This is a genomic window from Pseudomonas sp. FYR_7 (genome assembly GCF_043106155.1).
Lineage (GTDB): Bacteria > Pseudomonadota > Gammaproteobacteria > Pseudomonadales > Pseudomonadaceae > Aquipseudomonas > Aquipseudomonas parafulva_B.
Window position 1 is genome coordinate 90,027 of record NZ_JBICMI010000013.1, and the last position, 16,345, is coordinate 106,371.

Below are 16,345 nucleotides of genomic sequence, written 5' to 3' on the forward strand. Positions count from 1 at the left end.
ATGGGTGCTCTGACGAAAGCTGAGATGGCCGAGAGGCTGTACGAGGAGCTGGGGCTTAACAAGCGTGAGGCCAAGGAGCTGGTCGAGCTGTTTTTCGAAGAAATTCGGCACGCACTTGAAGAGAACGAGCAGGTCAAGTTGTCCGGTTTCGGCAACTTCGACCTTCGCGATAAACGCCAGCGGCCGGGCCGCAACCCCAAGACTGGGGAAGAAATCCCGATCACCGCACGGCGCGTCGTCACCTTTCGTCCAGGGCAGAAGTTGAAGGCCCGGGTTGAGGCCTATGCTGGAACCAAGCCATAACGACGAACTGCCCCCCATACCGGGCAAACGGTACTTCACCATTGGTGAGGTCAGCGAACTTTGCGCTGTAAAACCGCACGTGTTGCGGTATTGGGAGCAGGAGTTCGATCAGCTCAATCCTGTGAAGCGGCGGGGCAACCGGCGGTATTACCAGCGCCAAGACGTGCTGATGATCCGCCAGATTCGCGCCCTGCTTTACGACCAGGGCTTCACCATTGGCGGGGCGAGGTTGCGGCTTTCCAGTGATGAGGCCAAGGATGAGTCGAGCCAGTACAAACAGCTGATTCGTCAGATGATTGTCGAGTTGGAAGATGTGTTGGTGGTGCTGAAGAAGTGACCGTTGTTTAGGATGAGTGGAAATTTTTGAAAAAAAGCTTCCATTAATCAAAAGGTTAGGGTATATTCTTCATCGTTCTCAGCGGTAACGAGAACATGCTTCAAAGCCCAGTCGGGGCGTAGCGCAGCCCGGTAGCGCACTTGCATGGGGTGCAAGGGGTCGAGTGTTCGAATCACTCCGTCCCGACCATTATTTTCAATGACTTAGCCACCTTCGGGTGGCTTTTTCATTTCTGCATGTGGGGAGATTTTCGGGACATCATCCGATTTTCCTCTTCAAGATCGTCAACACAGGGCCTCTAGAGTCCGTTGTTGATACCATGTTCGCAGCCTCAATCAGCTTGCCCAGCTCTGCGCCGGAGTAATGACTGGTGATGCTGCCGTTCTTGTGCCCGAGCAGTGATTTTCGATCTTCCTCAGTAACGCCTGCTGCCCGCAGTCGTCGACCGAAGGTGTGCTTCAAATCGTGAATCCTGATCGAGGCATATCCAGGGTGAGCGGGGCGAAGGTTTTCCTCCTGCCAGAGTTTCGCCGCTCTCACTCGCGCCTTCTTCCAAGCCGAATCGTTCATGCGGTGCATCGCGGTTCCGTTATATGGGAATACCCATTCCTTGCTGATCCCGCGCTGTCTTTCAATGATCGACTTGGCCACGTTGTTCAGCACCACCAGGCGTTCGTCGCCATTCTTTACGCCCGACCGGGCGTGTCTCCCGCCGAAGTCAGCGGGGATCAGGAAAACACTGGTTCCCAGTTCCGGCACCGATATCTCCCAATCCCACCTCAGCTTGCACACCTCTTGCTCCCGGCAGCCTGTGTTTACCTTGAACAGGGCCATCGTTTGCAGGTGGGCTGGTAACTCGTTGAAGAGGATCGATTGCTCTTCCCACGACATGGGGTAGGGCTTGCGGCTCGACTTCTTCTCTTCGAGCTTCCTCAGCATGGGCACACTGTCCAGCCATGGCCGGCGATCATCGTCTCGCCACTTTCTTGCGCAGAGCGTCAAAACCCGGACCGCGCGCTCGATGGCGATGTTGATCGTTCGGTTGCTCACGGCCTTTTCAATGGTCCCATCCGGCAGAACCTTTTCTGTCTGACGATCCCTTATAAACGGCTCCAGCGCCTGGTCATCTATGTGCGTCAGCGGCAGATGACCCAGGTATGGATGAAGCTGCTTCATGCACAAGGCAGTCAGGTGAATGGAGGGCTGATCCTTGACCTCAAGGAGGTAGCGCATCGCTGCCTCCTCCCAGGTGTGGACCTGTCGAACGCCATACACCTTCCTTTGACGCAGCTGCTCGAGCTTGTGAATCAGGTACTGCTCTGCTTCTTCCCGGTCACCAGTGCCAGTACTCTCTCGAATTCGCTCCCCTTTGTAGACTTTGTCGATTTGCCAGACACCGCCCTTCTCGTAGAGGCCAGTGATCGTTTTTCGCGCCATGTATCATCTCCTCGGCGCTCGCTGCGGGGCCGATTGTTGTCCTGTGCGGTGGCTTTTTCAATCGCCTTGGCCTCGATGTAGGCATCGGCCCACTCGTCGAGCTCCTGGCGGTCGAAGGCCACGCCCTGTTTGCCGATGGGAAACTCGCGCACGTTCGGGCGAGCCGTCTTGTTGAATTCGTCCCGGCACATGCCGAGGTAGCCAGGCGCATCGCCGAAACGGATGAACCGCGGCTGAATGCTGGATGGCTTTGCTGCTGTGGCATTCGCCATGGTTTTCTCCACGCCGCCGGCGGCGGTCGATAGGTCAGAAACTGAGGGAGTGCAGGTCCAGCAGAGTGAATTGACCGCCGTCTTGTGGTCGCCAGCCCATGGTGTCGATGTGAATTACGTTACCGAGCGCCCGCGGCTTGATCAGCGGGGTGTGACCGACCACCAGTGCTCGTAGGCCGCGCACACCTTCGGTCTCGCCAAGCTCGATTCGGCTGCGAGACCACATGCAGGTGTTCTGCGTGAGCCTCAGCTGCCTGGCGGTCTCGGGAGCTTCCAGTGCCGCCCGCAATTCATCCCAAGAAGGGAAAGGGCAGTCGGCGTGAACAATTCCGACCAGACCGCCGGACGTCTCCACCTCGATCGCGATAGGCAGCTCTCGGAATTGGACGGCGAATTCGCGCTGTTCATCCCAGGCCAAGCCGGCGAACCAGGCGCCGCCGTTGTAGACCCAGTTGTCCACGTCGCAGGTATCGAATCTGCAGACGTAGTCGTCGTGGTTACCGCGCACCGGGTGGAACCAGGGCTTTGCCAGCCATTCGAGTACGTCGCGGCACTCGGGCCCGCGGTCGACCAGGTCGCCAACGCTGAACAGGCGGTCAGCTGCCGGATCGAAGCCAGCAGCGTCCAGCGCGGCCTGCAGCCTAGTGAAGTGCCCGTGGATATCGCCGACCGCAAAATCGCGGCCAGCCGTGTTTGCGGCGAAGCGCTTGATGCGCATCACCTCGATGGTTTCGAGCATGCAAAATCCTCGCCCACGCATGTCGGCGGGCTTAAGTAAAGGGTGGGCGATTAGGGTTCGGTGATCGGCGCTGGGATGGCCTGGGCCTTCCACTCTGGATCGATCTTCCAGGCGATGCATGGCGGCTCGGTTTTGCTCTTGTAGCCAGCCAGCCAGTAGAAGCCGCTGTGTTTGGACGTGCCGCAAATGCTGCAGGTGTGCCAGCTACCCATGCCGCGCGCCGAGAATGGCTGGTAGAGGTGGTTGTTCATCGTGGGCCTCGGTAGATCAGGTTGGCCATGTAGGCGAGGGCGATCATGGCGCCACCTGCTTGCGGTAGCCCGCGTCGTAGAGCTTCAGGCCCATATTAATCTGCCCAGGGGTTGGGGTTTCATGCCCGGCATCCAGGCACATTTGTCGCGCAGCACGCTGGCGTTCTTCAGCCGCCCGTTGCTCAGGAGAGCTGAGCGGCCGGAAATCGTACTCGCTGAGATGGCCGCAGTTTTCTTCGCCGCCATCGCGGTAGGTGACCAGAAACAGCTGTGCGCCCATGGCGGTTATGGTCACTTCCTCAAATCCAGGCCGAGCCCAATCTTCCGTGGAGCGCTTGTGCTTCATTTCTATCTTTTGGCCTATTGGCGGAAGGCCTTCGCCATCCCAGCGCGCTGGCCGCGGCGTGATGTACTGCACCTGGCCTCGGGTGAAGTTGTGCCGGTGATCGCCGGTGCCGCCGCCATAGGGATAGGCACGATCCTCGGCGCCGACCACGGCGTACTGGTCCATGTTGATCCACACCTCCGTGATGCCGTGATGGGCTACCAAGCCGTGGCCTTCTGCCCACTCAGGCGCTTTGCTCCAGTCGATCCTGCTCACAGCTCATACCTCTCATCAATCCAGCGCCCAGGCGCCATAGCGGGTTTAGGTTCGGGTTGGGTTTCGTGCGGGGAGAGCTGGCGCTCATTGCCGGCGTGCAGCTGGCTGTCGGGGATGCAGCTCAGTCCATTCGAGAGCTTCCAGCAGGTCACTCGACGTTGGTCGTCGTGGAAGACATCTGCGCTGTAAGGCAGTGGCCGAGTTTCGCGTGGGTCGGCGCTGGCGCCGGTGGCCAGCAGCAGGAGGCAGAGGGCGAGGCGGGTCATGACTTAAGCGCCTCCATGCCCTGGTCGATTGCGCGGTCTAGCGCATCATTGGCAAGAATGTCCTCATACTCGGCGTAGCCGCAGATGATGGGCGGCATGTTGTATTCGCTGCCGAGATCTTCCTGGCCATCTGGGTCACGCAGCCAGCGATACCGCGCTGCGTCAGCTCGCAGGGCGCGAACTTCTGCAATCAGGGCCAACATGACTGCAGGCCGGGCGGCGCGGTAGTAGGCCTCTGCGTGAACGTGTGGCTCGCCGATCCCGTAGAACTGCACGCCCAAAGCCACGCCGTCGTAGTTCAGGTAGTCGGCCGTCAGCTCGACGGAGCCTTCACCGCCGCAACCAGGGCATTCCATCCAGCCTTCTTCGGCTCCGCCGACTTGGGCGCTGACGAAGTCTTGCGGCGTTGCGGCCTTGGCTGCTGCCTCGATGGCATCGAGGTCCAACTCAGTTTTTTCGGACACAGGAATTCCTTTGCCGCCATATCGCGGCAGTGAATAGAGGGGAGAGGGGTTACAGCGGGATGGAGTACAGATGTGCTCTGGGGTTAAGAGCTGGCACCGGGGCGAGCGCAAGCGTTGTCAGCCATGGCGCGGCACTCTACCTGGCGCGGTCCGTCGAACCTTCCGCATTCAGCATGCGTACACTCGTTGCAGCCGAGCGGGTCAGGCAAAGCGCTCGGCTCTGCGCTGGCGGATAGGGCAACGGTTGGTGCGGCGCAGTCAGGGCATGCGGCCATGACCGGTTCGGGTTCTGTCTGCATGCCGTAATGGACGTCACCCTTTCGCACGAATACTTCGCCCTGGTCTTGGCAGGTCTTGCACTTCGGCGCGCTGGCAGATATGGCGCAGCACTCAGCTTCAAGCGATTCGTATTGCTCACTTGTCAACGCGCCGGAATTTACTACCCGAGCCAGCAGCGCATGCGCCTCGGCAAGCTGGGCGCGGAGATCCGTCAACTCACCGCACGCGGCATCCATTGCCAGCTTGTGCTGGCCTGCATTGGCGCGCAGCCGCTCCAGCTCGTTGACCAGCGGAGAATTCTCACGCACCGAGGCCTCCCAGCGGCGAAGTTCGGCCAGCTCAAGGCGAAGTTGCTCAACCTCGGCAGGGTCCGCGTGGGTGTAGAGCGGCCCCAGCTTGGCGATTTCGTCTAGGCAGGCGTTCCAGCCCTCGTTTTCTGCATCGACGAACACGTCACTCAGCTCTGTAGGTTCATGCTTGCGCGCAGGCAGCGCCACCGGATCGCCCTGGTGCTCGGCTGGTGCGATCCCTGCCATTGGCCCCAGCCCCACGATCGGCAGCCCAGTCTCCGCCGCATCCCTCTCTGCCTCTTCTTTGGTCCACCAGAAGGCAGTACCAACCATCCAGGCTATTGGCTCGGGGTGGGGCTGCGGCGCTGCCATGGCTTGGATGATGTTCAGCAGATCATGGCGCTCAAGTTCATCGCAGTCGCCCAGGCACAGGCGATCGCCAATGTCTCGGGTGCACTGCGCATCGTCCTCGGTCAACTCTTCGGAGCTGCCAACCCAACCGCAACGGCGGCATTGGGCGGGGTAGTAACGTCCAACCAGCGGCTCCAGGCCAATGTACGGCGGCACGCTGACCATCTCGGTGTTGCTGGATCGGTTTTCTGTGGGCATGGGTGTCTCCTGCTGGCGGCGTCAGGCCGCCAGGCGCTGGTAGAGTTCGATGAGGTCGGAGGCGTTCGCGGCAACCAGTGCCCGGGCTTCGTCCTTGCAGACGCTGTTGCCCAGAAGCTTCACCTGGTTGGCTCCTGAAATTTCTTTCCAGTACATCTGGCCTGTTTCCTCGTTGAGGAAGAGCCCGCGGTCGATGATGTAGTCAGCCCGGAAGCCTTGAGCCCGCTTCAGTTCGTGGGGCTTGAGCATGCGAAGCGTGATGTCGATCATCACGTAGTCGCCAACCATCACCACATCGGCGTGCTCAGTGAAGTGCTGGGGCAGGTATTTGCGCATGAAGGCAGCGCACTTGCGGGCGCCGGCCAGCTGTTCGTCCGTCAGCGTGTGCGTCTGCAGTTGCACCACCTGCACGACGGCCATCCGATCCTTCGACGGGATGGTATGCATCGGCTCCCGCATGGAGATGCCGTCTTTCTCGGCGCCGTAGTACTTGACCAGGTAGGCCGTGACCACCCGCTGATTGGAGCCCTTGCCCAGGATCGTCGAGAACGGGTCGAGTGCGCTGCGGCCGTCGCCCTTATAGAACCCTCCGTTTGCCTGCTCAAGGTGGGCTGAAGCAATGGCGTGGTGCCCGCCGCTCTGGGTGATGCAGCCGACAGGACTGTCAATTGGCGCACCCACGCAGCCGCTGCGCAGCGTGACCAAGTTGGCGGTGATCAACGCGAAGTGCCCGCCTTTAACCTGGGCTACCTGCGTCCGGAGCGGCTCTTCGGCGTCGAAGGTTCGCTGCGTCGATCCGTTGGCATGCTCCGTGAGGCAGCCGGCCACGGCCATTGTCGGCTGAACCAAGGCGTGATGCGTGCCCCCGCCGCTGATGGTGGAGACCGGATCGTCGACGCTGTGCGTGCTGGTGTGCGACTTCGAAGTGCCGCGCAACGGGACAATGAACGGGTCGTTGCAGGCCAGGGTGTGCCGCCACAGGCCTTTGGCGATGCGGTTCATCGTGTTTTCCACCAGAGCATCGTCGCGGAAGATCGTGCGGCCTTGCAGTTCCCAGTCGATGCATTCTGCTGCGGATCGCCAGGCTTTCTGGCCTTTGCCCGGATTCTTGTGATGCGTTGGCGCCGGCCAGACGATTGGTTTGCCATCGCGCCGGGCGATGCCGTAGAGCCGCTTACGGATAGTGGGGGCGCCCTGATCTGCGGCAACTCGCACCTGGTGCTCGAAGTTGTAGCGCAGGCCGCGCACCAGCGCTTCCTTGGGCACGTGGTCGCCGATCTCGGCCAGGATCTCCGGCAGATCCGGGTGGTCCTCAGGAATGCCGTTGCCCAGCACGTTCACGAAGGCCTGGAACGTCCGGCCTTTCTCGGCCTTGATCGGTCGCCCTTCATCGTCGAGCGGTCCCCAGTCGGCGAACTCTTCCACGTTTTCAAGGAAGATCAGCCGTGGGCTGGTCTGGTATGCCCAGCGGATGATCACCCAGGCCAGGCCACGAATCTTGCGGTTGCGCGGCTTTCCGCCCTTCGCCTTGCTGTGATGCCTGCAGTCCGGCGATGCCCACAGGATGCCGACTGGCTGCCCTTTGGTGGCCAGGATCGGGTCGACCTCGAACACGTCCGCCACGTAGTGCTCCGTCTGCGGGTGGTTGGCGCGGTGGACGGCCAGGGCGATTGGGTTGTGGTTCACAGCTACATCCGGCTCGCGGTAAGCCTCGGCAATACCGCTGCTGGCGCCGCCACCGCCGGCGAAGAGATCGACGACCAGCTCCTTTTCGAAGGGCAGGGCGAGGGAGGTCATATAGGTCATGTTGTTGTCCTTGCGTGCAGGCGCCGCCCTCGCCGGGGAGGCGTTATCGTTGAATAGGGGAAGGCGCCGCAGCTGGCGCGCATTGTTCTGCTGGGCTATCAATTCATGGCTGACTCGACCTGGTGGAGGTCTCCATGACACTGAAAAGCGATACCGAGGCCCTTGCCTCGATCGAGGAAGAAGCCCAGGCGATGCTGAAAAAGATCGGACTTCCGGACGACCAGATAAAGAAAGAGATGGTCATCTGCCTGCGCCAGATCATCGCGATTGCCCGCTACCGGAAAGGCCTGGGTGCCGACCCCGTCGTTCAATAGGGGAAGGCGCTGGCGGGCAGCGCGAGAGACACAACTTCGAAAACGATATTTTTGGTTGTGCGTGATGGAGTAAAAAGAGATACCGGCATTGGGCCGAGCTAAGGAGATTCGTGTGGCTACCGATTTCAGCAAAGGGCGGTATAACGTGTTTAAGGGGCGCATTCCCGGGCAGTTGCCGATTGGCAGAATTGACGAAGACGAGTTCGTGCGATCGTTCTCAGGCCCAGATCTTCTCTACCGCGTTGACGGTGACGAGTTCTATGACCTGAAGGGTAATTATGTGGGTGCGATATTGGAGACCGGTTCAGGTAGCGCAATGGTCATGGATAACAATAACAACTGCCTATTCGTGATCGACCCCGAGTAAGGCTTGCTCGCGGCCAAGGCGAAGCGCTTGTGCCGCGCTGAACTGCTGAAGCTTCCGCGCCACAGCCGGTGACACTGTGATTTCGTGGCGCGGAGGCTCCAGTAGCGGCAACGCGCCGCTCGGGCCCAGCCCATGCAGGTGATGAATCATCAGCGTCATCGCCTCGCCCTGTTCCTCGATCCCGGCCCACTCCATCAGCTCCAGCAGGGCCTGTTTAGTCCCTGGTCGAACCTTCAGGCGTAGGTCTTCTTCCTTCAATTTGGCTGCCTTCTCGCGCCGACGCTTGTCGCGCGCCGCCTGCTCCATTGCCATGGCCGATACCTCCCAAGCCGCTGGGCGGCAGATTTATGTGTTGCTGGCGCCGGCCGTGCCGAACGCGTGCGGTAATGCGTTTCAAGCGGTGAGCTCCATGTCCCGGTCATTCCAACCTGCCAACCACCACCCGCACTCCACGGTCATCCAGCCGTAGGGCTGGGAATCGCGTGACTGCAAGTTATCTCTGCAGGCTCGACCGAGGAAGTAGGCAGGCGGGCACTGGTAGCGCTGGTTGTGCATGGCTACGCCCCCGTGAGGTGGTGCGCCGGGGCAAAGGGAATGTCGTCATCGAAGCTGTCCGGCGGGGCCGCCTGCTGGTTCTGCTGCTGGGGCGCCTGCCGGCGTTGCTGCGGCTGACGATCGGGCGCCTGCCCTGGGTGCTGGCCCTGCGGCTTGCCGCCGAGGAGCTGCATGGTGCCGCGCATGTCGACGTGCACCTCAGTCGTGTATCGCTTGATCCCGTCCTTCTCCCACTCGCGAGTCTGTAGCTTGCCCTCGATGTAGAGCTGGGAGCCCTTGCGCAGGTACTCGCCGGCGATCTCGGCCACCTTGCCGAACAGGGACACACGGTGCCACTCAGTGCGCTCGACCTTCTGGCCCGACTGCTTGTCGGTCCACTGCTCGCTGGTGGCCAGGCTCAATGTGGTGACCGCGTTGCCGTTTGGCAGGTAGCGGACCTCTGGGTCCTGGCCGCAGGTGCCGACCAGGATGACTTTGTTTACTCCGCGGGCCATGTTGTCTCCTAGCGCTGCAGTGCTTTGCGAACGAATGGGTCGAGGTCAGGTTGGTTAAGCAGCCAGCGGCGGTAATCGGCCGGCAGGTCGCTGAACTTCGCTCCGCGGTGCTTGCCGAAGCCGATCACAGTGGGGATGCGGGCGTCTTCGGAGATGGTCCAGAGTTCTTCCCAGTCGGCCACCGGGCGGCCCAGTTCAGCAGCCAGGGCATCAAGAATCTTGACCAGCAGCAGCCGGCAGTTCTTCACATCGTCCAGGGCGGCATGGGCGTTGCGCAGGAGGCCCGGCGCTTGCTCGCGGTAGTGCAGGTAGATCATCGCCGATTGCGAGTGGCTGTCGGCGTCAGGCCACAGGCGGCGGCTCAGCGCTGCGGTGCAGATGCGCTTGAGTTCTGGTCGTCCGATGACGCCCCAGTCGTAGTCGACGTTGTGGCCGATCAGGTACTCGATATCGGAAGGCAGCTGAAATTCGGAGTGATCCGGGCAATCTGCCAGCTCCTCGTCGAGGATGTGGCTGGTGGCCAGGGCGCCGAGCTCAATTGGCTTGCCTGGCTTGTAGCGCTGGAGGAACTCGGTGGAGACCGGCAGGCCAGGAATGGCTGCCAGTTGAAGGTACGCGGCCTCGACAAGTTGCGGGTCGTTCAGGCCAGTGGTTTCGCTGTCGAAGATGCAGGCATTCATGCCGATTGCTCCTGAGGGGTGAGTTCATACTTGCGCTGGTCCTTGGCGGCGTTCAGTTGCGCAAGAAGTTGAGGGGACTGCTCGAGTACGCGATAGGCTGCCGAGAACACGCTTTGCAGCTCCTGCATCGTCTCTGTGAGCGGGATCTTGGAAAGGGCATCGTCGAGCGCGGCGGCTTGCAGGTCAGCTTGAGATTTACCGTCGTTCAGCCAGGCGAGAAGGCGCCGACCGGTATCCGGGCTGACAACCTCCGGCTGATCGAAGAGGCGGGTACGGTCCTTGGTGGCCACGGCAACATTGCCGTCGTGGAGGAGGTCGAGCACCACTGTGAACTCGTAATCCGATCCGTCGCGCTGCTCGGACTTCATGCCGAGCTTGAGGATCTTCTTGCCTTCGCCCTGGACCGTCTCGGTCTTGCTGCGCATCGTGCAGATGATGTGCAGCGGGCTGGTGAGGATGGTGTCGACCAGCTTGCGGTGGCGCGGTGTTGTCTCGTTCCATGCCGACCAGATGTTGCCCTTGTAGCGCTGCTTGGCGATCGTGTCGTTGATCTCCAGGCAACCGCCGGAGCCGACCCACTCGTGCGAGTAGCTGTCGATGATCAGCGTCGAATAGCCGCCGGCTTCGGCAGCCTTGATGGCGTCTATGTATCGCTCCGGCGAGTACGGCGCGCTCAGCCCCATGACGTCGAAGTCGGTCAGGTCGGCGTACAGCGAGGCGCTTTCGTGCTCGGTGTCGATGACCGCGATCGGCCCGCCCAGGCCGATGGCCAGTTGCAGCGCGGAATAGGTCTTGCCTGATCCAGATGGGCCGGTAAGTGCTAGCCGTAGCCTTGCCTGCTTACGTTCGGCTTTCTTGAACATTGGGATGCCCTCAGTTCGGTTGGTTGTCCCACTGCCGCTCAATGCGAGCGGCCTCTTCTTCGTACTCTTTGCGCTCATCGCCCTGGTACCGCTCAGGCGAGAACTCTCCGACCGTCATCCAGTCGATATGGGCGGCCAGGCGGGGTGTTGTTTTCACAGCCCCTCCCGTGCGCCGTCAGGCTTGCGCGGCCAGAAGTCGAAGGCGAACGCCGACAGCGCCATATGCATCTTGTTGGCGCGCTCCATGCCGGGCCGGCGCAGCACCTCCTTGAGGTAGCACCACTGCAGCTCGCCGTAACCGTAGGAGCTGGGGTTGTTGACGTGATCGGCCTCGATCACCTTGGCCAGATCATCGAAGAACTTGGCCTGCTGGGTGTCTTCCATGGCCCAGAAGGCCTTGGCCAGGATTGCCGGCGTCAGGCCGACAACCTGCTGATCGAGCTCTACGCGAATTTCGGGCATGCGAGTCTCCCGCGCCATGCGTGCGGCCGGCGCTGAAATGGGTGGTTACTGGGTGATGCAACCGGCCCAGGCGCTTGCAAGCAACCAGGCGGTGCACAGGGAAAGGGTGATGAAGCTGCCGCGCCATGTTGCGAAGCGGCGGGCGCGTTGGTAGCTGGTCATGCTCGGACCTCATAGCCAACCGTCCACTCACCACAGATACAAGCCCGGCACTTCCAGGCCAGCGGGTTCTCGATGCTGGCCAGCTCGGCCTCGTGGACCGCGGCGGCAAAGGTTGGGCCCTTGAACAACATCAGCACGCGATCGGCCGGCATGGTCATGGATTCTGGTAGGTCCCGTGACACCCCTGCGCCAAACATGGCAAGGCTGAGTTCGATTTGATCCAGTTGCTCGTCAATGAGCGATTTCACAGGTGCAGTGCTCATGCCACTCTCCCGTTGGCCGCCAGCCAAGCCGCGTTGTTGCGCTCAATTGCCTGGTTTAAGCGCTCCATGTAGCTGCGCTGCTTTGGAATGTCGATCGCGCCGGTCAACCCGGCCAGGTCGATTGCCATCATCAACTCGCCGCGCAGCCCCTCGCTGAACGAGGCGTCGATGGCCTCGAACCGAGAGTTGATGATGGCGACCACCTCGTCGCGTGTGCCTTTGTTCATGCAGTCCTCCGAGCGGCGCCTGAGCCGCACATGGCTTCCATCTTGTCGAGTGCCGAGGCAATCACCCGGCGGCTTTCAACCCGCTGGCGCTCGTCACGCTCGCGGATGTTTCTGTTCCAGGCCTCGTTGTTCGCCCGGGCCTGCTTCGAGGTGAGGTGGTCCGCCCAGCTGGTATCACCGAACAGCCTGTACTGGCGATCAACCTCGCGCGCCTGGGCGCTGTCTGCGTAAAGCTCATGCTCGCGAGCCATGGTCGCCTCCAGGTGGTGGGTTACTCGGTAGGATCGGCTGGCAGCGGTTGCCAGTGCGTGGCTACGGCGTCGTAGTCCTGCCCGTAGCCGCCGTCGATGTAGTCGCCGTTGTTGATCTCGAACCACTTGTCACCATCAGTCCAGCCGATGAAGACATGCTCGGTGTCGTTGCTGTCGCTCTGGCCAAATGCCAGAACCGGGTCGATGTCGGATGGCAGCCTGTCGCTGCACTTGATCCAGCCGCTCATGGCTTCACCCGGGCGGCGAGCATGGCGTCAGCCATTTGGTAGGCGCATTCAGCAACTCCACGGTTGATGCTGTCCCACTCGCCGGCGTCGAAATAGCCGCCGTCGAATGCGGCCCAAGCAGTGGGTAGCGCCTTGGCTGCGAAGTAGTCGCGGATCGTCAGTCCAAAGCAGGTGCCATGGCCGCCGTATTCGCTGGCCTGAACCGGGAAGGCAGGCTGATCACCGGCCTCGGCTGGCTGGCAGTCGTAGCAGATGCCGCCCACGTGCTCTGTCACGTCGATGCAGCTCGAGCAGCGCAGGCAGCGGCCTACGTTAGATGGTTCTGGTGGCTGGTACATGGGGTTGTCCTCTTGACCGCATTGGCCAGGAGCCAGGCGCGGGTGACCAAACCCACCGTGAAAGGTGGCCTGGCGCCTGCCAATGCGGTCGATGTGAAGGGAAGGGGTGATGCAGATGCCGGGCGCTACCCCGGCAGCTGGCTTGGCGTGGACCCATCCAGCGGCGCAATTCGTATACCCCCGGAGCGAGGGAAGGGACGTCCACAGGTACTTCGGTAACCGCGCCCGGAGCTGGGCGCTTCTCTGCATCGGGGTGTGATCTGGCCGGCGCTGATCTCCGGCTTGCGTGAGAAGTGTCAGGTTCAACCGAGCCGGTCAGCTTTCGCCCGCCGGCGCCGCGCTTGTGAGCCTGCATCGCTGCGCATCAGCCTGCGCATTCAGATCACACTCCGATGCAGCCTGCGATGGGGAGCAGGGCATCGGGCAGTTAACGTCAGGCTGACGTGGCGCCGGTTGTTCAGTCGACGCCGATTTTTCCGCCGCCGGGCTTCTGGATGGTCTTCAGCATTTCGCGCTGCAGCTCGCCGATCGCCCAGGCCGCCGCCACAACGGCCACATCGCGGCACATGGCGCCCTTCACGTCGAAGCCTTCAACGCTGATGCCTTCCTTGGTGATGGTCACGCGCCCGAATTTTCGGATCTTCATTTCGTCGTCGGTGGTGTACATGCTGCCCTCCACGGCGGTTGATTTCCCGTCTGGCCCTGTCGCCAAGGCCAGCCAGTGAAATCTGTGCTCTCTCAGGCCCCGGTCGCTCTCCCGGTATCGCGCTTCCTGCATCTGTCGAGGCATGCGCGCCGCTTGGATGCCGCTCTATCGCGGCACACCTGATCGCACCAGAGCCCTGCGGGGATGGTGGCCTGCTATGCCTGCAGGCTCGGCGGTCTTGGTTGTTAAAGAGCGGCGGCCTGTGAGGGCCTCTGCAGTCCCTGGTGAGTGACTGCTTGAGGTGAAATTTAGCCAAGCGCTAAAGAATCGTCAATAGCTAGGAGCTAAATTATTTTCGCCGAGCGACAAAATGCCTCCAGGGCTGGAGTCGTTAAGCAGGGCCTTTACCTGAGATTTAGCACTGCGCTATGATTCTGAAATCACTGTACGAATATACAGCTCTCGGAGATGGAACTATGTCCAAGCAGAACAAAGCGGCGCCGAAGCAGCGTCAGGAAATGACCGGGCTAGAGAGGCTGAGCCTGAGGGTGTCGTCGATGATCAGTCACCCGATCGCGCAGACGCAGCGCTGGGTGACGATCCATCGCCTGGATACGGACGGGGAGGCAGAGTGGGAGGAGGTGATCGGGCTGATCGCCGAAGTGCCCGAGCTGGACCTGACGTTTAATGACGACGGCACGGTGACCGTTCGGTGGGAGCGAAGCGCGCTTCAGGAGCGGGATGACTTCATTATTGAAGAAGACAGCGTGGAGGAGGAGATCGAAGCGACGCCATTCTAAAGTACCCTGAATCGCTAGTGGATGGCGGCCCAGAACAGGAAATGCTCGAACCCCGAGCATTTCCTCGATTTTTCATTTCTTTTTCCAAGACTTCATCAGATAACTAGAGTTCAGTAGCTTTCCAGATGTGCCTGCAATTCTTGCTATGCGTTCTGAGCTAGAACTAATAGGTCTTCGTGCAATTTCAAAGTCTAATGTGGCAGCTTTGTGAAGCTGTTGGAGTAGATCGTAGGGGGCGGGTGCGTCAGTAAGTTCCTCAATCTGCCTCAATGAGACAGTGAGTCGCTTATGAAGGGTTAGGACAGAATTTTTATTAAGCTTAGTGTCCTTTTCGGTCCAGAATGAAATTGCACCATCCTCATATTCGGTAAGTGCTTTCACTGCCCTGTCAATTGAATCGTGAACGTCTTTTCGCTTGGCAAGAAAACGTTGCTGCTGACCGCGAACCCTCCAGCCGATCAACGTGGCGACCAAGCCGACAAATGCGAAGGTCCATCCGACATATGCGCCTATGCTCAGTCCTGAGTCTGCCTGATCCGTCATTTAGGACTGCTCTTGCTGTAAGTTGAAATGGCCTCTTTAACCCATTGTGTTATTTGTATCTTGAGTGAAGGGTCATCTTCTGACTTTAGATTGTCGCATATTTTTAAAACTATTTTGCTGTCCACTCCATCGCGGATGAGGCCGCCAAATGCCTCATCTAAAAAAGATGATCCATAACCCAGTGCGCCATCTAGATCAACGGTGATTTCGCCAGCGTGCTCTAGAATGTTTGGAATTAACACCTGCTTTCTAAATGCTTCGCCAGAGTTAGGTCCTAGGGATATATAGCGAGGGCCTGGAAACTCGGAAAAATCCGTAACATTGATAACTTTCATTTTTCCAATTCCTTCAAAGATACAGTCCACTCAATCAAAGTGCCTCGGATTGAGCCATTATAGCTAGCTGACCACTCTCGTCCATCGGTATCGGGAATCTGTCGGTAGCCATCTGGCATCGCTCCTTCACGCTCAGCTCCAGCCACTACGTAGCATCCCCTGTTGCTTCTGATTGAGAGTAGTGCCGAGGGGAAATGTTCAGTAATGGATCGAATGTCGGCACCGCCTTTGCCGCGGTGGGTCTGATTTGTGCGCGAGCGTTTGATGAAAGTTGAGGCGTGAATAAGATCGGCATCAGCGTTGCCAAGGATGCCGCAAATTTTAAAAATTGATTTTAACAAGGAGTCCGGATGCTTTTGTGGTAGTGTGACGGGAATGCCTACACCTAAGTCGCACACTATCAGCGTGATTTTGTCGCTACTCGTACCTACTAACATCCACCATCTATTTTCCGGGTGTTCACAGTCGCCCTCGGGGTAAGCATGGTCAACACTGTTAGCCATTGCTTCAATGGCCCCTTTATATAGTTGAGCTTTAGATTGCTTTGAGATCGACGAAGGCAGGCTGTTTAGAAGGTTGCCGGCAAGACTTCCATCAGCTAGATTTCCAGAAAGTTGCTTCCAGCGTGCGATGTCTGTTTGCTTAGTTGGTGCTCGCTCAGGTTGTCCGATTAGCTTAAAGAAACCTATCTGCTGCAGTATAGCCTCAATGACTTTGTCGGCGTTCTTGTATTTGCCCCGACGCTTAGGAGGTATTGAACATCCAAAGCTTAGATTTTCATAGGAGGTCTGCAGATGCTCAACTTCAGCCAGCATTCGTAAAGCCGCTGCTGCCGTAATTCTATGAGTGTGCCTAAAGCAGAGTATGATGCGCTCATTGTATTTGGCCATCTCTCTGAGATTGCTAATAAATTTGCAAAGCACGTCAAAGTTTTGTTTTGAGTACAGGTCTAGCTTTGCGGGGACCTGGATTTTGGCGTCTTCTTGAACTCTGCGGGTCTTAATTTCTCCATTGAAAGGACGGAGATAAATCGGATTGACATCAATTACGCCACTTCTTCCTTTAGAGCGGTTTCTTCTTGCTGCGCGCTTCAAAGCTGCACGCATTTCATGCTTCGCTTTGTAACTAGACCGCTTTTTCATC

General features: G+C 59.5%; 29 protein-coding genes and 1 tRNA gene. 6 read left to right on the top strand and 24 right to left on the bottom strand.

The window, feature by feature from the left end; all coding sequences use genetic code 11:
• The 3 genes from ihfA to ACF8R3_RS02575 all read left to right on the top strand — a co-directional run bounded on the left by ihfA (position 1) and on the right by ACF8R3_RS02575 (position 829).
• The gene (ihfA, locus tag ACF8R3_RS02565) at positions 1-303 is read left to right on the top strand and encodes an integration host factor subunit alpha (RefSeq protein WP_003250679.1); all 303 of its coding nucleotides are present in this window, start codon (positions 1-3) and stop codon (positions 301-303) included.
• On the top strand, positions 284-640 hold the full coding sequence (locus ACF8R3_RS02570) for a MerR family transcriptional regulator (protein WP_003250681.1): 357 nt from the start codon (positions 284-286) through the stop codon (positions 638-640). The genes ihfA and ACF8R3_RS02570 overlap by 20 nt, the downstream gene beginning before the upstream one ends.
• A 112-nt stretch (positions 641-752) precedes the next feature.
• A tRNA-Pro gene (locus tag ACF8R3_RS02575) sits at positions 753-829 on the top strand.
• A gap of 69 nt (positions 830-898) precedes the next feature.
• Here ACF8R3_RS02575 and ACF8R3_RS02580 read toward each other — a convergent pair.
• From ACF8R3_RS02580 to ACF8R3_RS02620, 9 genes are all read right to left on the bottom strand, one after another.
• Positions 899-2,062, bottom strand: coding sequence for a tyrosine-type recombinase/integrase (locus tag ACF8R3_RS02580; RefSeq protein WP_392514937.1), 1,164 nt, complete (start codon positions 2,060-2,062; stop codon positions 899-901).
• A complete protein-coding gene (locus ACF8R3_RS02585; protein ID WP_392514792.1) occupies positions 1,948-2,349 on the bottom strand; it encodes a hypothetical protein in 402 nt (133 codons plus the stop codon). Before ACF8R3_RS02585 ends, ACF8R3_RS02580 begins: the two co-directional genes overlap by 115 nt.
• A gap of 34 nt (positions 2,350-2,383) precedes the next feature.
• Complete coding sequence (locus ACF8R3_RS02590) at positions 2,384-3,088, bottom strand: metallophosphoesterase (protein ID WP_392514794.1); 705 nt, start codon at positions 3,086-3,088, stop codon at positions 2,384-2,386.
• 50 nt (positions 3,089-3,138) lie between these two features.
• A complete protein-coding gene (locus ACF8R3_RS02595; protein ID WP_196126538.1) occupies positions 3,139-3,339 on the bottom strand; it encodes a hypothetical protein in 201 nt (66 codons plus the stop codon).
• A 43-nt stretch (positions 3,340-3,382) separates the two neighbouring features.
• Complete coding sequence (locus tag ACF8R3_RS02600; RefSeq protein ID WP_392514796.1) at positions 3,383-3,940, bottom strand: hypothetical protein; 558 nt, start codon at positions 3,938-3,940, stop codon at positions 3,383-3,385.
• Positions 3,937-4,206 (bottom strand): hypothetical protein, encoded by a 270-nt coding sequence (locus tag ACF8R3_RS02605; RefSeq protein ID WP_392514798.1) that lies wholly within the window; start codon positions 4,204-4,206, stop codon positions 3,937-3,939. Before ACF8R3_RS02605 ends, ACF8R3_RS02600 begins: the two co-directional genes overlap by 4 nt.
• On the bottom strand, positions 4,203-4,670 hold the full coding sequence (locus ACF8R3_RS02610) for a hypothetical protein (protein ID WP_392514800.1): 468 nt from the start codon (positions 4,668-4,670) through the stop codon (positions 4,203-4,205). Before ACF8R3_RS02610 ends, ACF8R3_RS02605 begins: the two co-directional genes overlap by 4 nt.
• Positions 4,671-4,753: 83 nt before the next feature.
• The gene (locus ACF8R3_RS02615) at positions 4,754-5,848 is read right to left on the bottom strand and encodes a hypothetical protein (RefSeq protein WP_392514801.1); all 1,095 of its coding nucleotides are present in this window, start codon (positions 5,846-5,848) and stop codon (positions 4,754-4,756) included.
• Between the two features lie 21 nt (positions 5,849-5,869).
• Positions 5,870-7,654, bottom strand: coding sequence for a DNA cytosine methyltransferase (locus tag ACF8R3_RS02620; protein ID WP_392514803.1), 1,785 nt, complete (start codon positions 7,652-7,654; stop codon positions 5,870-5,872).
• Positions 7,655-7,788: 134 nt separating this feature from the next.
• On the opposite strand from ACF8R3_RS02620, the gene ACF8R3_RS02625 reads away from it, so the two are divergent.
• Positions 7,789-7,968 (top strand): hypothetical protein, encoded by a 180-nt coding sequence (locus ACF8R3_RS02625; protein ID WP_392514805.1) that lies wholly within the window; start codon positions 7,789-7,791, stop codon positions 7,966-7,968.
• 112 nt (positions 7,969-8,080) lie between these two features.
• Positions 8,081-8,335 (top strand): hypothetical protein, encoded by a 255-nt coding sequence (locus ACF8R3_RS02630; protein WP_392514806.1) that lies wholly within the window; start codon positions 8,081-8,083, stop codon positions 8,333-8,335.
• On the opposite strand, the gene ACF8R3_RS02635 is transcribed toward ACF8R3_RS02630, so the two are convergent.
• The 12 genes from ACF8R3_RS02635 to ACF8R3_RS02690 form a co-directional block, all read right to left on the bottom strand.
• Entirely contained in the window at positions 8,312-8,647 is a 336-nt protein-coding gene (locus tag ACF8R3_RS02635; protein WP_392514808.1) for a hypothetical protein, read from the bottom strand. The genes ACF8R3_RS02630 and ACF8R3_RS02635 overlap by 24 nt on opposite strands.
• A 245-nt stretch (positions 8,648-8,892) precedes the next feature.
• On the bottom strand, positions 8,893-9,384 hold the full coding sequence (locus ACF8R3_RS02640; protein WP_392514810.1) for a single-stranded DNA-binding protein: 492 nt from the start codon (positions 9,382-9,384) through the stop codon (positions 8,893-8,895).
• A gap of 8 nt (positions 9,385-9,392) precedes the next feature.
• Positions 9,393-10,064: a 3'-5' exonuclease gene (locus ACF8R3_RS02645; RefSeq protein WP_392514812.1), complete on the bottom strand. Its 672-nt coding sequence runs from the start codon at positions 10,062-10,064 to the stop codon at positions 9,393-9,395.
• Positions 10,061-10,927 carry an ATP-binding protein gene (locus ACF8R3_RS02650; RefSeq protein ID WP_392514814.1) on the bottom strand — a complete coding sequence of 289 codons (867 nt, stop codon included), beginning with the start codon at positions 10,925-10,927 and terminating at the stop codon, positions 10,061-10,063. The genes ACF8R3_RS02645 and ACF8R3_RS02650 overlap by 4 nt, the downstream gene beginning before the upstream one ends.
• 10 nt (positions 10,928-10,937) lie before the next feature.
• Positions 10,938-11,084: a hypothetical protein gene (locus tag ACF8R3_RS02655; protein WP_392514816.1), complete on the bottom strand. Its 147-nt coding sequence runs from the start codon at positions 11,082-11,084 to the stop codon at positions 10,938-10,940.
• The gene (locus tag ACF8R3_RS02660) at positions 11,081-11,389 is read right to left on the bottom strand and encodes a hypothetical protein (protein WP_392514818.1); all 309 of its coding nucleotides are present in this window, start codon (positions 11,387-11,389) and stop codon (positions 11,081-11,083) included. The genes ACF8R3_RS02655 and ACF8R3_RS02660 overlap by 4 nt, the downstream gene beginning before the upstream one ends.
• A 158-nt stretch (positions 11,390-11,547) precedes the next feature.
• The gene (locus ACF8R3_RS02665) at positions 11,548-11,814 is read right to left on the bottom strand and encodes a hypothetical protein (protein ID WP_392514820.1); all 267 of its coding nucleotides are present in this window, start codon (positions 11,812-11,814) and stop codon (positions 11,548-11,550) included.
• Positions 11,811-12,041 (bottom strand): hypothetical protein, encoded by a 231-nt coding sequence (locus tag ACF8R3_RS02670; RefSeq protein WP_392514822.1) that lies wholly within the window; start codon positions 12,039-12,041, stop codon positions 11,811-11,813. Before ACF8R3_RS02670 ends, ACF8R3_RS02665 begins: the two co-directional genes overlap by 4 nt.
• Entirely contained in the window at positions 12,038-12,292 is a 255-nt protein-coding gene (locus ACF8R3_RS02675) for a hypothetical protein (RefSeq protein WP_392514824.1), read from the bottom strand. Before ACF8R3_RS02675 ends, ACF8R3_RS02670 begins: the two co-directional genes overlap by 4 nt.
• Positions 12,293-12,312: 20 nt before the next feature.
• A complete protein-coding gene (locus ACF8R3_RS02680; protein ID WP_392514826.1) occupies positions 12,313-12,540 on the bottom strand; it encodes a DUF551 domain-containing protein in 228 nt (75 codons plus the stop codon).
• On the bottom strand, positions 12,537-12,878 hold the full coding sequence (locus ACF8R3_RS02685; RefSeq protein ID WP_392514827.1) for a hypothetical protein: 342 nt from the start codon (positions 12,876-12,878) through the stop codon (positions 12,537-12,539). The genes ACF8R3_RS02680 and ACF8R3_RS02685 overlap by 4 nt, the downstream gene beginning before the upstream one ends.
• A gap of 457 nt (positions 12,879-13,335) precedes the next feature.
• Positions 13,336-13,545 carry a hypothetical protein gene (locus ACF8R3_RS02690; RefSeq protein WP_392514829.1) on the bottom strand — a complete coding sequence of 70 codons (210 nt, stop codon included), beginning with the start codon at positions 13,543-13,545 and terminating at the stop codon, positions 13,336-13,338.
• Positions 13,546-14,000: 455 nt separating this feature from the next.
• On the opposite strand from ACF8R3_RS02690, the gene ACF8R3_RS02695 reads away from it, so the two are divergent.
• A complete protein-coding gene (locus ACF8R3_RS02695) occupies positions 14,001-14,324 on the top strand; it encodes a DUF1654 domain-containing protein (protein ID WP_392514830.1) in 324 nt (107 codons plus the stop codon).
• Between the two features lie 72 nt (positions 14,325-14,396).
• Here ACF8R3_RS02695 and ACF8R3_RS02700 read toward each other — a convergent pair whose 3' ends face one another.
• The 3 genes from ACF8R3_RS02700 to ACF8R3_RS02710 are packed head-to-tail and all read right to left on the bottom strand — an operon-like array spanning position 14,397 to position 16,344.
• Entirely contained in the window at positions 14,397-14,867 is a 471-nt protein-coding gene (locus tag ACF8R3_RS02700; protein WP_392514832.1) for a hypothetical protein, read from the bottom strand.
• Positions 14,864-15,202: an STAS-like domain-containing protein gene (locus ACF8R3_RS02705; protein ID WP_392514834.1), complete on the bottom strand. Its 339-nt coding sequence runs from the start codon at positions 15,200-15,202 to the stop codon at positions 14,864-14,866. The genes ACF8R3_RS02700 and ACF8R3_RS02705 overlap by 4 nt, the downstream gene beginning before the upstream one ends.
• On the bottom strand, positions 15,199-16,344 hold the full coding sequence (locus ACF8R3_RS02710; protein ID WP_392514836.1) for a hypothetical protein: 1,146 nt from the start codon (positions 16,342-16,344) through the stop codon (positions 15,199-15,201). The genes ACF8R3_RS02705 and ACF8R3_RS02710 overlap by 4 nt, the downstream gene beginning before the upstream one ends.
• Position 16,345: the final 1 nt, after the last annotated feature.